This window comes from Variovorax sp. RA8, assembly GCF_901827175.1.
In the GTDB taxonomy this organism is placed as follows: domain Bacteria; phylum Pseudomonadota; class Gammaproteobacteria; order Burkholderiales; family Burkholderiaceae_C; genus Variovorax.
This window is the reverse complement of sequence record NZ_LR594662.1, coordinates 4,466,953-4,481,600: the sequence shown is the minus strand read 5'-3', so window position 1 is coordinate 4,481,600 and position 14,648 is coordinate 4,466,953. Positions and strand designations below refer to the sequence as shown.

Genomic DNA, 14,648 nt, shown 5'->3' with positions numbered 1-14,648 from the left:
TGCCATGAAGCAACCCCTGATCACTGGCGTGGGCATCACCGACTTCGGCCGCTTCCCGGAATTGACCGAAGAGGCCATGGCGCAGTCGGCCATTCTGGACGCCCTGGCCGACGCAGGCACGCAGATCTCCGAGGTGCAGGCGTTCTACTGCGGCAACGCGCTCGGCGCCTCGTTGCCGGGGCAGCGCGCATTGCGTGAGCTGCATGTCAACGGCGGCGCGGTCTACAACGTGGACAACGCCTGCTCCAGCGGTGCGACCGCGCTCAACCTCGCCTTGCAGGCGCTCAAGGTCGGACAGTACGACACCGTGGTGGTGTTCGGCATGGACCAGCTGAGCAGCCTCGGCGGCGGGCCGTTGCAGCTTAGCCAGAAGGACTGGAACAACAGGCGCGGCATGATCATGCCGGCTCTGTACGCCATGCGCGCGAAGCGCTACATGCACGACCATGGCCTGAAGCTGGAGACGTTGGCGGATATCTCGGTCAAGAACCGAAAGCACGGGGCGCTGAATCCCATCGCCAAGTTTGCGAAACAGGCCACGCGCGAGGAGGTACTTGCTTCGCGCCCCGTGGCCGATCCGCTCACGCTGCTGCAGTGCTGTCCCGCCGTAGTGGACGGGGCGGCGGCGATCGTGCTCAGCACCCAACCTCCGAAGGGTGTTGCAAAGCCGGTGCGGGTGCTGGCGTCCGTGGTGCAGTCCGGCCTGTTCGAAACCGCGCCGGTGGACATGACCGAGGCCGAGATCACGGCCCGCGCCGCCCGACTCGCCTATGAGCAGGCCGGCATCGGGCCGCAGGACCTGAGCCTTCTTGAGGTCCACGACGCGTTCACCATTTCCGAGCTGCTCTATTACGAAGCGCTGGGGCTTTGCGCCCGTGGCGACGCCGCAGGCTTCCTGCAAAGCGGCGCGCCTGCACTGGGCGGGCGGGTACCCGTCAACCCGAGTGGTGGGCTCATCGCCAAGGGGCATCCCCCGGGTGCGACCGGCGTTGCACAAATCGTGGAGGTGTGTGAACAACTGCAAGGCCGTGCGGGAGCGCGGCAGGTGCAGGGCGCGCGGATAGGCCTCACGCAGGTGACCGGCGGCGGCATCTGGGGAGTGGACCACGCGGCCTGCTCGATCAACATTCTTTCGCTCTGAAGGCAAGCAGCATGAACCAGACAAGCACGACCGCGCCCGCCTCGCTGCGGGGCCTTGTTGCCGTCGTCACCGGCGGTGCAAAAGGCATTGGCTTTGGCATCGCCCGCGAACTGGCGTCGGCCGGCTGCCGCATTGCGCTTTGGGACTTCGACGAAGGGGCGCTGCAGGGGGCCGAACGCATCCTCACCAGTGAAGGAGTGGACGTGAAGACCTTCAAGGTCGACGTCAGCTCCATGGAGCAGGTGGAGGCGACCGTAGCCCAACTGCTGGCAACCCATGCGCGCATTGACATCCTGGTCAACAACGCCGGCATCGGCGGCGACAAACTGGTCTCCAAGATGGATCTCGCATTCTGGAGCCGGGTGATCGAGATCAACCTGCATTCCCAGTTCATCTGCGCCAAGGCAGTGCTGGCGCAGATGGCGGAGAACCGCTTCGGGCGCATCATCAACATTGGCTCCCGCGCCTGGCTGGGCAATCGCGGCCAGGCGGCCTACTCCGCATCCAAGGGCGCCGTGGTCAGCCTGACCCGCTCGCTGGCGCTCGAATACGCGCGCAAGGGCATCACCGTGAATGCCATCGCGCCCGGCATCGTCGAGACCCCCCTGTTTGAAACGCTGACAGAAGAGGTGCGGCAGGGCCTTCACAAGACCGTTCCAATGGAGCGGATCGGTCAGCCGGAAGACATTGGTCGCGCCGTCCGCTTCTTCGCGGAACCCGGCTCGAGCTACGTCACCGGACAGCTTCTCTACGTCTGCGGTGGCCGCAGCCTGAGCAGTCCGTCTGTTTGATACCAACCAACGACGTGACAGCCGTGGTGAAACGCAGGACATTCATGAACTTCGTCGCGGCACTGGGGCCAGTATCGACCGCATCAGTGTTCGCGCAGGAGTATCCGTCTCGGCAACTCCGATTGCTCGTCCCCTACACCGCTGGAGGGGGCACTGATCTCGCAGCACGAATCGTGATGAAGAAGTTAAGTGCGCAGTTGGGCCAGCCGATCGTCGTAGAGAACAAGCCTGGAGCGGGAGCCGCACTAGCCTACACCGAACTCTTGCGTAGCAAGCCTGACGGATACACGTTGACGACAGGCTCCGGTATTACATCGCTACTGAATCTCCTGAATAGCAAGTTGCCATTCGATGCCGCCACGGACCTGGTGCAAGTAGCCCCTCTGGCGAGCGTGCCGATTGTTCTGATCGCGAGCAACAAGGTTCCTGCGCAAGACATGGCCGAACTGGTCTCCCATGTCAAGCAGAACCCGGGTATGAGTTATGGCACGCCTGGTCCTGCGACTCCGCATCATTTGGCCGGAGTGCTGCTCGCCTCAATGGCTGGACTGCAAATGACCCATGTCGGCTATCGCGGCACGGCTCCCGCCGTTCAAGACGTCATCGGTGGGCATCTACCACTTGCGATCATCGGGTTGTCGACCGCAATCCAATTTGCCCGAAGCGGTCAGTTGAAGGTTTTGGGCGTGGGCAGCGCAAAGCGCTCCGAACTGGCACCTGAGATCCCGACGCTGGCAGAGGCCGGAGTGAAGGGGTACGACGCAAGCTACTGGTATGACATTTGTGTTGCGAAGGGTGTCCCGAAGGCCGTCGTGAGACGCCTGCATACGGAGGTCACCCAGGCCCTGCAGGACACCGAGGTTCGGAAAACGCTCACCGCGGCGGGGCTCGAACCTATGGCCGTCACACAGGACGAGTACCAACGGATGCTGCAAGCGGAACGAGCCAAATGGGAGCCGATCATCCGCGCCAACCATATCCAAATGGGTTCGTAGGATGCTGGCAAACTCTCTTGAGGGCTTGAGGGTCATCGACTTCACCCAGGTGATGGCCGGGCCGACCTGCACACTGTGCATGGCCGATCTCGGCGCTGATGTCGTGAAGGTCGAGGCACCTGCAGGCGATCTCTCGCGTGCGCTCTCGCCCTGGGTCCATGGCGAGGGCGTTCCGTTTCTTGCGCTCAATCGCAACAAGCGCAGCATCGTGTTGGATCTCAAGCAGCCGTTGCACCGGCAGGTGGCGTTGGATCTGATCGCCGAAGCCGATGTCGTGGTGGAGAGCTTTCGCCCGGGCGTGATGGCCCGGTTCGGGCTGGACTACGCCTCGGTCTCTGCTGAAAACCATCGGCTGATCTACTGCTCGGTCTCGGCCTATGGCCAGCACGGGACCGGAAAAGACCTACCGGGCGTGGACGGCGTACTGCAAGCGGTCAGCGGCCTCATGAGCGTCACCGGCACACGCGATGGAGAGCCGTGCAAGGTTCCGGTGCCGGTGGTCGACCTAATGACGGGGTCGCTCGCCACCATCTCGGTTCTGGCCGCCCTCGCTGAGCGGCAACGGACGGGTTCGGGGCAGCACGTGGAAGCCAGCATGTTTGCCAGTGCCATCGCGCTGCAGCACGTTAGTTTTGCGTCCTATCTTGCGGATGGCGAAGTGCCTGGTCCACAAGGCAATGCAGCGCCCTATTCAACGCCGAACGAAGCGCTGCGTTGCGCCGATGGATGGATCATGGTGGCGGCATATCACCCTGCACGATGGCAGGCGTTGTGTGCCGCCATCGGCGCGCCGGAACTGGCGTCCGATCCGCGCTTCGCCGAGAACAGGAGCCGGCTGCAACACCGCAAGGCGCTGCTGCGCTTGCTGGAAGCACGCATGCTTGCCCATCCCCGCGCTTTTTGGCTCGAGAAGTTCGCCGCCGTGGACATCATCTGTGGCCCTATCAACAACTATGCCGAGGTGACGCAGTCCTCGCCCTTTGCCGAAGCAGTGCTCATGGAGAGTTTGCAGCATCCGGTCGCAGGTGCGTTGACGATGCCACGCAGCGTGTTGGGTGCGGTTGGTGAGCGTCCTCTGGCGCGACGCGCTGCGCCAACGCTCGGACAGCACACGCGCGAGGTGCTTGTCGAACTCGGCATGCCGTCTGAAGACATAGAGGCGGTGATCGCCGCCTGCTCCACACACAACTAAAGCAATCCCATGCCCATCACCAAGACAGTCCAAGATGGCGTCGCCATCGTCACCCTGAATCGGCCCGAAGCCATGAACTCCATCGATCCGGAGTCCAACGAGCAATTGCTCGGGATCTGGGATGAGGTATCGAACAACGAGGACATCCGCGTGCTCGTCCTCACCGGTGCGGGGGAGCGCGCGTTCTGCACAGGTGCAGACCTCAAGAAAACGATGCCACCCGCCAACGGCCCAGCTCGGCAGGTTTTTGGTGGCGGCACCAGGCATTTCAACTTTGGCACGCTGCAGACCGAAAAGCCAGTTATCGCAGCAATCAATGGCTATGCTCTCGGCGGCGGACTGGAACTGGCTTTGCTTGCGGATATTCGCGTGTGCTCTGAGAACGCCCAGTTCGGCCTGCCCGAAGTGCGTGTGGGCAGCATCCCGGGCGCCGGCGGCACGCAGCGCCTGATCCGTGCCGTGGGGCAATCGGACGCGATGCGGCTGCTGTTGACGGGCGAACGCATCGACGCCGTGGAGGCGATGAGGATCGGCCTTGTCAGCAGCGTGGTGTCCTTGCCTAACTTGCTGGAGACTGCGCTTGGTCTCGCACGCGTCATGGCAGCCAATGCGCCGCTGGCGATGACAGCAGTCAAGCGCTTGGCCATGACGGGGCGCGAATTGCCGCTGGCGGCTGGCCTGGAACTGGAACGGCAGGCCTTCGGCGTGCTGCGCGATACCGAGGACCGCCTGGAGGGGCGGCGCGCGTTCGCGGAAAAGCGCCCCCCGGTGTTCCGCGGCCGTTGATCGGCGCACGCACGATGCCTCAACCTCCCGTTCCTGTGAGGGCGGCTAGCGACGCCGCGGGAAATCTGCCGGCGCGGCCCGCGCCCGAACGCGGTGCCCCCCGACGCCGACAAATGCTCATGGCGCTTGCGCTGGGCGCCGGCAGCAGCGTGCCGGCCGCGCGTGGCCAGGTCTTCGGCGCCTCACCGCGCACCATCCGGATCATCCAGGGATTTCCTGCAGGAGGCACGGGAGACGCCGTCGTCAGAATCATCACCCCGCACTTGGAGAAGTCCCTCGGCGCGCGGATCGTCGTGGAGTACAAGCCGGGTGCCGGAGGCCGCACCGCCAACGCCCATGCGAAGTCCGCGAAGCCGGACGGGAACACGCTGGTGCTGTGTACGTCCTCGTTGATGGCGGTCTACCCGTTCGTGTTCAACCATCTGCCGTACGATCCCTTGCACGATTTCGTGCCTGTGACCTCCATCGTCGACCTGGAGTTCGGTTACGTGGCCAGCACCGCCGCGGCGCCCGGTGTCAAGACCTTGGGCGACTATGTGCAATGGGTGAAGTCGGACCCAGGCCACAGCAATTGTGGGTCGCCGGCGTCGGGTTCCATCCCGCACTTCCTCGGCGCCATCCTCGCGCAGTCCGCCGGGATCCAGTTGAACCACGTGTCGTTCAATGGCAGTGCGCCGCACCTGCAGGCGCTCAATGGAGGGCAGATTCCCTTCGGCGTCGAAATCCTTGCCGGCATCGTGCCGCACCTTGCCAGCGGGCGCGTCCGTCTTCTGGCCACCAGCGGTGCGCAACGCAGCATGCAGGGTGTCCCGACGGTGGGCGAAGCGGGCTTCCCTGACCTGACGACCGAGGACTACGCCGGATTCTTCTATCCGGCACACACTCCCAGCGACCGCGTGCAGCAGCTCCAGGCGGCCGTGAAGGATGCACTGCGGCAACCGGCCGTGCAGGAGCGGCTTCGCCACCTCACGTTCAGGCCTAGCGGCGCCGAAACGGCGCAGTTCGCGCAGCGGGTGCGTGCCGACTACGACAAGTGGCGCCAGGTCGTCGCGAACTCCGGCTTCAGGCCGCTCGACTGAGATGGCCGGTGATCGCCCGCGCGCTGTCTAGTCCCATGCAACGAATCTCTCTCCGCTCATCCTGCTGAAGACCGGCAGCAAGTCCATCCACAAAGGTATCGCGCCATGCAACGTAGAAAAATCCTCACCACGCTCGCACTTGGAGCCCTAGGCAGCACGCAGGTGGCGCGCGCCCAGTTGCTCGGCAAATCGGAGCGGACTATCCGTATCGTCGTGGGGTTTCCTCCGGGCGGATCGACCGATGCCATCGCCCGCATCGTTTCGGTGCATCTGGAGAAGCCGCTGAACGCGAGGGTCATCGTCGACAACAGGCCCGGCGCCGGTGCGCGCATCGCCAACACCTACGTGAAGAGCGCCAAGCCGGACGGCAATACGCTGCTGCTCACCTCTTCCTCCTTGATGGCGGTCTATCCGCACATCTTCAACAAGTTGGGCTACGACGCGTTGCGCGACTTCGTTCCGGTGACACCGGTCGTCAACATGGAGTTCGGCTATGCCGCCAGCACGGCCGGGGCGCCGGGCGTCAGGACGCTGCGCGAGTACGTGCAGTGGGTCAAGTCCAATCCCAGTAACGGCAACTACGGTGCAGTCGGGTCGGGCTCCATCCCGCACTTCCTCGGCTTCTTGCTGGGCCGCGCCGGTGGTGTGCAGCTGAACCACGTCCCGTTCAATGGAGCCGCGCCGCATCTGCAGGCGCTCAACGGCGGGCAGATCCCTTTCGGCATCGACGTCACAGCCGGGATCGTGCCGCATCTCGGAACCGGGCGCGTCCGCCTGCTGGCCACCAGCGGCACGGAGCGCACCATGCAGGATGTCCCGACGGCCAATGAAGCCGGATTCCCCGATCTAACCACCGATGACTACACCGGCTTCTTCTACCCCGCCGAGACGCCTGCGGAATTCGTGCAACAGCTGCAGGCGGCCGTGAAGGTGGCCCTGCAGCAGCCGAGCGTACAGGACAGCTTCCGTCAACTCACCTTCAAGCCGGCCGGCGGCGATCCCGCGCAGTTCTCGCAGCGCGTGAAAGCCGACTTCGTGAAGTGGCGCAAGGTGGTCGAAGACTCCGCCTTCAAGTCGCTTGACTGATCCACCGCGCACAGCATCGCGTTGTCAATCCACCAGGACAGACCTTGCAAAAAGCAACCTTCTCCCAGCTTCACCGTCTTGCCGCGCTTGCCCTATGCGCCTGCGTTCTCGTATCCCCTGCGCGGGCGCAGCGGGCAGGTGCTCCGCCTGCCAGGATCATCGTGGGCTTTTCGCCGGGAGGGACGCTGGATGTCGTGACGCGCGCACTTGCGGAGCAACTCCACGATCCGCTCGGCCGGGTGGTCACGGTGGACAACAAGCCCGGTGCCGGCGGCCGGATCGGGATCGATGCGCTGCGCGCTGCGCCCGCGGACGGAAGCGTGGCGATGCTGTGTCCGGACTCTTACAGGACCATGTACCCGTTCGTCTTCAGGAAGCTCAACTACGAGGCCGAGCGGGACATCTTTCCCGTGTCCACTGTTGTCGAGTTTCCAATGGCGATCGCGGTGCCGGTTTCCTCGCCTGTGAAGACCTTCCCCGAATATGCACAGTGGGTCCGTGCACATCCCGACAAGGCCAACTTCGGGCACGCCGCAGCGGGTGGGCCGACACACATCCTCGGATTGCAGATCGGCAGGGTCATTGGAACGCCGCTGGAGGACATTCCGTACCAGGGCGCTGCCCCAATGATCACGAGCCTCATCGGCGGCAACGTGGCGGCGGGAAGTTCGACCGTGGGCGACTTCGCGCAGTACCACAATGCCGGCAAGCTCCGCGTGCTGGCGGTCACATCCGCGAAGCGCTCGCCGCTTCTGCCGGATGTTCCGACCTTCTCCGAACTCGGCCACAAGGACCTGGCTGCGGTCGGAACACTGGCGATATGCATGTCTCCGCAGACGCCCGAGCCCATCGTGGCTCAATGGAGCACGGCGATCCGCAAAGCCGTGGCCGAGGAGAAGTTCGCGAGCAAGATCCGCGTGCTCGGCTTCGTGACTGCAGGGAGCACTCCGGCTGAGGCGCATACCAAGTTCAATGAACTGCGCAGTTTTTGGGAGCCCGTGATCAAGGCGTCGGGATTTAAGGCAGACTAGGGAGCGCTATGGCCGAGGGACTGTTTGCTCCGCCATCTCTGTCGACGACATGAAGGGATGGAACGCAAGTTGGGGTTGGCGTTTGATCCCAGCCGTCGCGTGTTTCCGCAGAAGGAAACCATAGGCTTCACCACGCATGTCCAGGAATGAAAACGGTGCCGAACTACATTTGTGAGACCTGCGGAACGCAATACGCAGAGTCCGAAAAGCCGCCGCTCCAGTGCCCTGTATGTGTGGATGACCGCCAGTATGTCGGGTGGGGAGGTCAGAAGTGGACCACGCACGATGCTCTGATAGAGAAGCACAAGCTTCGAGTCGAGGACGACTGTGGTCTGCTGGGTATTGGCATGCCGAATGGGTTCGCCATTCCGCAGCGGGCGCTTCTCCTGCCGACTGACGCTGGAAATATTCTTTGGGAATGCGTGAGCATGGTGACAGACGATGCCGTTGCCGAACTCAAGGGGCGCGGGGGCGTAAGAAAAATCATCATCTCGCATCCTCATTTCTACGCATCCATGATCGAGTGGAGCGAAGCTTTGGGCGGCGTACCGATCCTGTTGAATGCTGCAGACAAAGTGTGGATCCAGCGACAGGCCCCACAGATCGAGTTCTGGGATGGGGATGTGCATAGGGTCTCCGATCAGGTGACACTCCTTCGCGTCGGAGGGCATTTTCCGGGAAGCGCCGTGCTTCACTGGAAGCAAGGGCCACGTGCGGGTGGTGCGCTTTTCCCGGGTGACGCGTTTCAGGTCGTATACGACCGGCGGCACGTCTCGTTCATGTACAGCTATCCGAACTTCGTACCGATGAAAACTAGTGACATTCGTGCGATACGCGAGCGGTTGAAAGGCTATGACTTTGCGGACGTGTTCGGATTTACGTGGGGTTTGAACATCATCGGAGACGGCAGGGCTGCGGTGGATTCATCTTTCGATCGATTCTTGGCAGCGGTCGAAGGGTGATGATTGTCTACCGAGCCCATGAGGCCGGCGTGCTATATGGGGATGCGCGCCGGCTTGGCAACGTCCCTACCGGACCGAACGGATCCAGTCGCGAAAGAGCCGGACGGGGACCGTGGTCGCTTTCATGGGATCGCAGACAAGGTAGTAACCGAGTTCTGTCTTGGCCACGTGGTCCACGGCAATGACGAGGCGCCCGATGCGCAGGTCATCCTCCACGTAGGCTCGCTGGGCCATAGCGATGCCGAGGCCATCTGCCGCAGCCTGGTAGCACAGAGCCGCATTGGCCAACGTAATTCCTCGTTGGCGCGGGGGGGCCGCCAAACCCGCGGAGCTGAACCATAGCGGCCATGCTTGCGGCCGCATCATGGAGTGCAGCAGGTTGGCCTGCAGTAGATCCTGAGGTGTCTGCACCTGCCCGGCCATGCTGGGTGCACAGACAGGGACAAACTCGTCATCAAACAGATGATCCAGTTCGACATCGCCCCAATCGCCCACGCCGTGCCGGATCGCGCAGTCAGCCCCCTCCAGCCGGATGTCGTCAGCTATCGCAATCGTGGCAATCTCCAGATCCATGTCGGGATAGTGCGCGTAGAAACCGTGCAGGCGAGGAACGAGCCAGCGAATCGCCAGACTGGGTGTCACTTTCAGGCGCAGCCGTTTTTCCGCTTGCTCGTCGACCACCTCGTTCAACGCATCGTTCAGACGATCAAATGCATCCGAGACGCGGTGAGCGAGTCGTTCGCCCACCGCAGTAAGCTCGATTTCGCGACCAGACTTCTGAAACAACTGTACGCCAAGCCCGATCTCAAGATGCTTGATCTGCTGGCTCACGGCGCCTGGCGTGACGTGCAGTAGGTCAGCAGCACGCGAAACCCCCTTGGCTCGACATACCGCGTCGAACACGCGCAATGAACCTAGGAGTGCGCGAAACTTCTGCATGACAGGATGAGAGCCTGTTGCCGAAGCTGAGAGTCAGGCACTGGTCTCAGCACTTCTGGATACCGATGGTTCGGTTGAGCAGCTCCTCTTCGTTTCGCAGTGCTGTCGCTGAGCCAGCGTAAGCGGCGATGCCGCGCTCCAGAACGATGACATTCTTGGAAAACTCGAGAACGACGTCCACGTGCTGCTCCACGAGGACGCAGCCGACGCCGAACTGATCGCTCATCCGAACGATGGCATCCATCAACTCCTCGCGCACCATTGGGGCCAGACCTTCCAGCGGCTCGTCGAGTAGCAGGATGCGGGGTTGACCGACGAGGGCCCGTGCCACTGACAGCATTTGCTGCTCGCCACCCGAGAGCTGCGTGCCACCGTTGCGTCGCCGCTCCTTCAGGCGCGGGAACAGGGCATAGATCGGAGGCAGGGCATCGCTCGCCGAGCGACCCTGCAGGCCCGACAGCAGGTTTTCTTCCACCGTCAGTGAAGGGAAGATGTCGCGACTTTGTGGCACGTAGCCAAGGCCAGCGCGGGCGCGCGCATACGTACTCGCGCCGCTGATGTCGTTTCCACCAAACTCGATGCGTCCTTTCATCAGATCGGCCAGACCCATCGCCGTCGCCAGCGTCGTTGTCTTGCCTGCGCCGTTGCGCCCGATCAGCCCAAGACGTTCGCCTTCGCGGACGTTGAAGCTGAGATGCTCGACGACAGGAACGCCGCCATAGCCTGCCGTAACGTTGTCGAACCGAAGTTCGGTACGGGGCTTAGGCATGACCGTCCCGTCCGAAGTAAATTTGTTTGACTTGTTCGTTGGCGGCAACTTCCTGCGGAGAGCCCTCGACCATGACCGCACCTCCAACCAGGACGACGATGTGCGAAGCAAACCGGAAGACCAGGTCCATGTCGTGCTCGATCAGCAGAACAGACAGGTCTTTCGGCAGACTCTCAACGGCGTCCATGATGCGGCCGCCTTCGCCTTGCGGTACGCCTGCACCTGGCTCGTCAAGGAGCAGCACGTCAGGCCTCATCGCGAGAGCCAGAGCGATTTCCGCCAGCCGCTGCTCGCCTAGGGCCAATTGCCCTACCAGCCGATGCGCGAACGACTGCAGACCCAGCATGCCGAGCGTCTCGTAGACCTCTTCGCGAACTTTTGCGGAACGCGTGCGTGAAGGCCACCACTGCATGGATGCGCGGTGCCGCTGCAGCACGGCGATCTCGACGTTCTCTTCCACGGTGAGGTCCTTGAACAGCCGGCTGATCTGGAACGTGCGAACGATGCCGCTGCGCACACGTGCGTACTGGGGCAGTTGGACGATAGAGCGGCCATCAAGAAGGATGTCACCGGACTGCGGGCGCAGCGATCCGCTCAGCAGGTTCACCAAGGTTGTCTTGCCTGCTCCATTCGGTCCGATCAATGCCGTGCGGGCGCCCTTGGGGAGGGCGAGCGAGACATGCTGCGTGGCGGCCAGGCCACCAAAGGAGTGACAGAGGTTCTGAGTTTGCAGTCGGTAAGTCATTGGGCTCCCCCGCTCGCACCCAGCCGCTTCGCGTACGCCATGGCGCGATCCAGAAGCCCGATCAGCCCTTCAGGCAGGACGATGAGTACGACGATCAGCATCGATCCGATGAAGAACAGCCAGTGATAGGGGTTCAAAGTTGATGCGATGTGGTGGATGGTCATGTACGCGACGGTGCCGAGCACCGCACCCGACAGACGACGGGTGCCACCCAGTACGATCATGACCACGACACCTGCCGATGTCGTGAAGTCGAGCATGAAGAGATTGGCTACTTTGCTGGTTTGCGCCGTCAATGCGCCGGCGAGCCCGGCCACAATGCCGCCTACGGTGTACACCGCCAGCAGATGCAGGTAGACGCGTCCCCCCAGCGCCTGTACCCGGCCCGGGTCTTGCCGGATCGCTTTGGCCGTCAGACCGAAAGGCGACTCCACAAGATTGCGCACCAGGAAGTACACCAGGACCAATGCGCTCAACGCATAGAAGTAGCCGGTGTGGCCGAGGAAATTGAACTCCCAGATGCCGAACAGCGGGCCAATGTTGAATCCCGCCAGTCCGTCGTCTCCACCGGTCAGCCACCTGGCCCAGTTGGCCAGTTCGAGTAGCAGCTGGGCCACTGCAATGGTCAGCATGACGAGCGTGAGCTTGGTCGCCCGCAGCATCACGGCACCACTCAGCAACGCAATCAAACCACCACCCAGTGCGCCCAGCAGCAGGCCAACGATGGGATCGGCCGTCAGGTACAGCGCCGTCCAACCCGCCACGTAGGCGCCGCTTCCGTACAGCGCGGCTTGACCCAGGGTCGCGATGCCTGCCTGGCCAAGCACGAGGCTCAACGACAGCGCAAAAATGGACATGGTCGCCATGTTGGTCAGCAACCCGAGGTCTTGAGGGAACAGCACGAAGGCCAGCAATCCCACCAGCGTCAGCACGATCTCGACACGCAGTTGCATCCACGGGCGGGTTGGGGACGGAGCGACCATCGCCAAGGAAGGATTCACTGCGCTCATGCCTGCCTCCCGAACAGACCTTGCGGCCGCACCAGCAAGACGATGATCATCGTCAGAAAAAACGCAGCCGATGCGAGCTGCGGAACCATGTACTTCATAGAAGTCTCCACAATGCCAAGCAGCAACGCTGCAAAGAAGGAGCCGAACAGATTTCCGTTACCCCCCACGGCCACGACCGCCAGGAGGATCACGAGATACTTCGAGGCGTAGGTAGGCTCCATCGGCAACAACTCCGCGCCAGCGATCCCCCCCAACGCCGCAAGTGTTGCGCCGATTGCAAAGGTGGCCGCGTAGATCTTCGTCGTGTCGATGCCGATGGCCCGTGCGATCGGCGCGTTGTCCACTGCAGCACGCACGCGGATGCCGAAGGACGATCGGTCCACTGTCAGCCAAAGGATAGTGACGACGACCAGGCCGCAGGCAACGACGATGAGCCGATGCCGGGGGATCGAACGAAAGCCAAGATCCACCGAGCCGATGAATGCTTCGGGCAGCGCGACGGATGTCACCGAGGACCCGAACAACAGGTTTACTGCGGCCGTCGCGACAAACATCAACCCAATCGTCACCAGCATTTGATCGAGGTCGTCGCGCCGGTAGAAGCGGCGTAACAAGATGCGCTCGAACAGCACCGCGATGAGCCCGACCAGAACGATGGCCAGCACGAAGCCCACTCCAATGGGCACGCCCAGGCGCTGTGGGAGGCTGGCGGCAAGAAACCCGCCCAGCATCGCAAATGCACCATGGGCCAGATTCACCACCCGCATGAGACCCATGGTCATCGACAGACCCACGGTGATCATGAACAGGATCATCGCGTACGTGATCCCGTCGATCAGAATGCTGCTGAAAAGAGCGACAGACATGCTGCTGTCCCGGCGTTACTTGGACGTGTTTTGGATGCGTCCGTAATCGGGTTGCATCTCGAAAGTCCGGAATTCCCGGTTGACGTATTGACCAGAAGCATCCTTCTCAACCACGCGCATGTAGACGTTCTGCACAAACTCGCGAGAGACCGAGTCGATCTTCACCGGGCCTCGAGGGCTCTCCCACGAAAAGCCCTTGGCAGCAGCCAGTGCCTTGGCACCATCGCGCTTACCGTCCGTTGCCTTGACCATGTGATAGATCACATGCAGGCCGTCAAACGCGTTCGCCAGCTGGACGGTCGGGATGGCCTTGGGTGCCACTTCGCCCAGGGTCTTGATGACAGCGTTGTTCAAAGGCGAGTTGTGTGATGCCGAATAGAACATGCCGGTCTCGATGCCGAGCAGGTCCGGGCCGATCGCGCGCAGTTGATCTTCATCGGTTTCGCCAGTGCCGAGAAAGCGCACGCCTGCAGCCCTCAAGCCTGCTTCGTTGTAGGCTTTGATCATTGCGTAGGTGGCCGGGCCGCCGGGGCCGAAGACATAGAGGGCATCGGGCTTGAGCGCCTTCACGCGCTGCATCAGAGGGCCGAAGTCAGTCGTCTTCAGAGGCGCACGGATGGCCTCGAGCAACTTGCCGCCACCGCTGACGAACTCGGTGGTGAAGGCTTTCTCTGCATCGAGACCCGGGCCGAAGTCGCTGACCAGCGTGACGACGTTCTTGACCTTTTTCTCTAGTGCGTACTTGGCGACGGGGACTGCCATCTGCGGCAAGGTGTACGAGGTGCGCAGCAGATAGTCCGACTTTTCGAGCAGCGACGACGTCGAGGCGTTGAAGATCACGACGGGCACCTTGGCCTCTTGCGCGAGCGCAGCGACAGCCAATGTATCGGGCGTGAAGTAGAGGCCGCCGATGTATTGGGCGCCCTCTTTGATGATGAGCTCCTGCGCCAGTGCCTTGGCTTGCGCGGGGTTGATATCCGGAAGATCGCGGAAGATGACCTGGATCGTGTGCCCTCCCGCCGTTGTGCCATTGAGCTTTTGATACGCCTTGGTGCCACCTTCCCACGTTTGACCGACTGCGGAGAACGGGCCCGACATGGGTGCGATCACACCAACTTTGATGACGTCGGCACGGCTTGGGACTGCGATGGTCGCGAGGGATACCGCAAGGGCGGCAACGAGTTTGATGGTCATTTGCTTCTCCAGATAGTGGGGGTTGCTGGCACGGAGTGCTCCGCGGTTGTGACGAGCGGCAA

15 protein-coding genes are annotated in these 14,648 nt (G+C 62.5%); 9 read left to right on the top strand and 6 right to left on the bottom strand.

The window, feature by feature from the left end:
- The first annotated feature begins 4 nt into the window (after positions 1–4).
- The 9 genes from E5P3_RS21015 (at position 5) to E5P3_RS20975 (ending at position 9,063) form a co-directional block, all read left to right on the top strand.
- A complete protein-coding gene (locus tag E5P3_RS21015) occupies positions 5–1,141 on the top strand; it encodes a thiolase family protein (protein ID WP_162587742.1) in 1,137 nt (378 codons plus the stop codon).
- Positions 1,142–1,152: 11 nt separating this feature from the next.
- Complete coding sequence (locus tag E5P3_RS21010) at positions 1,153–1,932, top strand: SDR family NAD(P)-dependent oxidoreductase (RefSeq protein ID WP_162587741.1); 780 nt, start codon at positions 1,153–1,155, stop codon at positions 1,930–1,932.
- A gap of 44 nt (positions 1,933–1,976) precedes the next feature.
- Positions 1,977–2,927, top strand: a complete 951-nt coding sequence (locus tag E5P3_RS21005) for a Bug family tripartite tricarboxylate transporter substrate binding protein (RefSeq protein WP_162587740.1) — start codon at positions 1,977–1,979, stop codon at positions 2,925–2,927.
- A 1-nt stretch (position 2,928) separates the two neighbouring features.
- On the top strand, positions 2,929–4,119 hold the full coding sequence (locus tag E5P3_RS21000) for a CaiB/BaiF CoA transferase family protein (RefSeq protein ID WP_162587739.1): 1,191 nt from the start codon (positions 2,929–2,931) through the stop codon (positions 4,117–4,119).
- Between the two features lie 9 nt (positions 4,120–4,128).
- On the top strand, positions 4,129–4,905 hold the full coding sequence (locus tag E5P3_RS20995; RefSeq protein ID WP_162587738.1) for an enoyl-CoA hydratase/isomerase family protein: 777 nt from the start codon (positions 4,129–4,131) through the stop codon (positions 4,903–4,905).
- Between the two features lie 113 nt (positions 4,906–5,018).
- Positions 5,019–5,984 (top strand): tripartite tricarboxylate transporter substrate-binding protein, encoded by a 966-nt coding sequence (locus E5P3_RS20990; RefSeq protein ID WP_162587737.1) that lies wholly within the window; start codon positions 5,019–5,021, stop codon positions 5,982–5,984.
- Positions 5,985–6,146: 162 nt separating this feature from the next.
- Positions 6,147–7,070, top strand: a complete 924-nt coding sequence (locus E5P3_RS20985; RefSeq protein ID WP_162587736.1) for a tripartite tricarboxylate transporter substrate-binding protein — start codon at positions 6,147–6,149, stop codon at positions 7,068–7,070.
- A 161-nt stretch (positions 7,071–7,231) separates the two neighbouring features.
- Positions 7,232–8,101 carry a Bug family tripartite tricarboxylate transporter substrate binding protein gene (locus E5P3_RS20980; protein ID WP_232073242.1) on the top strand — a complete coding sequence of 290 codons (870 nt, stop codon included), beginning with the start codon at positions 7,232–7,234 and terminating at the stop codon, positions 8,099–8,101.
- A gap of 146 nt (positions 8,102–8,247) precedes the next feature.
- Positions 8,248–9,063: a hypothetical protein gene (locus tag E5P3_RS20975; RefSeq protein ID WP_197893978.1), complete on the top strand. Its 816-nt coding sequence runs from the start codon at positions 8,248–8,250 to the stop codon at positions 9,061–9,063.
- Positions 9,064–9,129: 66 nt separating this feature from the next.
- On the opposite strand, the gene E5P3_RS20970 is transcribed toward E5P3_RS20975, so the two are convergent.
- Genes E5P3_RS20970 through E5P3_RS20945 form a run of 6 tightly spaced genes read right to left on the bottom strand, consistent with a single transcriptional unit; the run spans position 9,130 to position 14,586 of the window.
- A complete protein-coding gene (locus E5P3_RS20970; protein ID WP_162587734.1) occupies positions 9,130–10,002 on the bottom strand; it encodes a LysR substrate-binding domain-containing protein in 873 nt (290 codons plus the stop codon).
- A gap of 46 nt (positions 10,003–10,048) precedes the next feature.
- Positions 10,049–10,771: an ABC transporter ATP-binding protein gene (locus E5P3_RS20965; RefSeq protein WP_162587733.1), complete on the bottom strand. Its 723-nt coding sequence runs from the start codon at positions 10,769–10,771 to the stop codon at positions 10,049–10,051.
- Positions 10,764–11,516 (bottom strand): ABC transporter ATP-binding protein, encoded by a 753-nt coding sequence (locus E5P3_RS20960; RefSeq protein WP_162587732.1) that lies wholly within the window; start codon positions 11,514–11,516, stop codon positions 10,764–10,766. The genes E5P3_RS20965 and E5P3_RS20960 overlap by 8 nt, the downstream gene beginning before the upstream one ends.
- Positions 11,513–12,526 carry a branched-chain amino acid ABC transporter permease gene (locus E5P3_RS20955; RefSeq protein ID WP_162587731.1) on the bottom strand — a complete coding sequence of 338 codons (1,014 nt, stop codon included), beginning with the start codon at positions 12,524–12,526 and terminating at the stop codon, positions 11,513–11,515. Before E5P3_RS20955 ends, E5P3_RS20960 begins: the two co-directional genes overlap by 4 nt.
- Positions 12,523–13,392 carry a branched-chain amino acid ABC transporter permease gene (locus tag E5P3_RS20950; RefSeq protein WP_162587730.1) on the bottom strand — a complete coding sequence of 290 codons (870 nt, stop codon included), beginning with the start codon at positions 13,390–13,392 and terminating at the stop codon, positions 12,523–12,525. The genes E5P3_RS20955 and E5P3_RS20950 overlap by 4 nt, the downstream gene beginning before the upstream one ends.
- 15 nt (positions 13,393–13,407) lie before the next feature.
- Entirely contained in the window at positions 13,408–14,586 is a 1,179-nt protein-coding gene (locus tag E5P3_RS20945) for an ABC transporter substrate-binding protein (protein WP_162587729.1), read from the bottom strand.
- Positions 14,587–14,648: the final 62 nt, after the last annotated feature.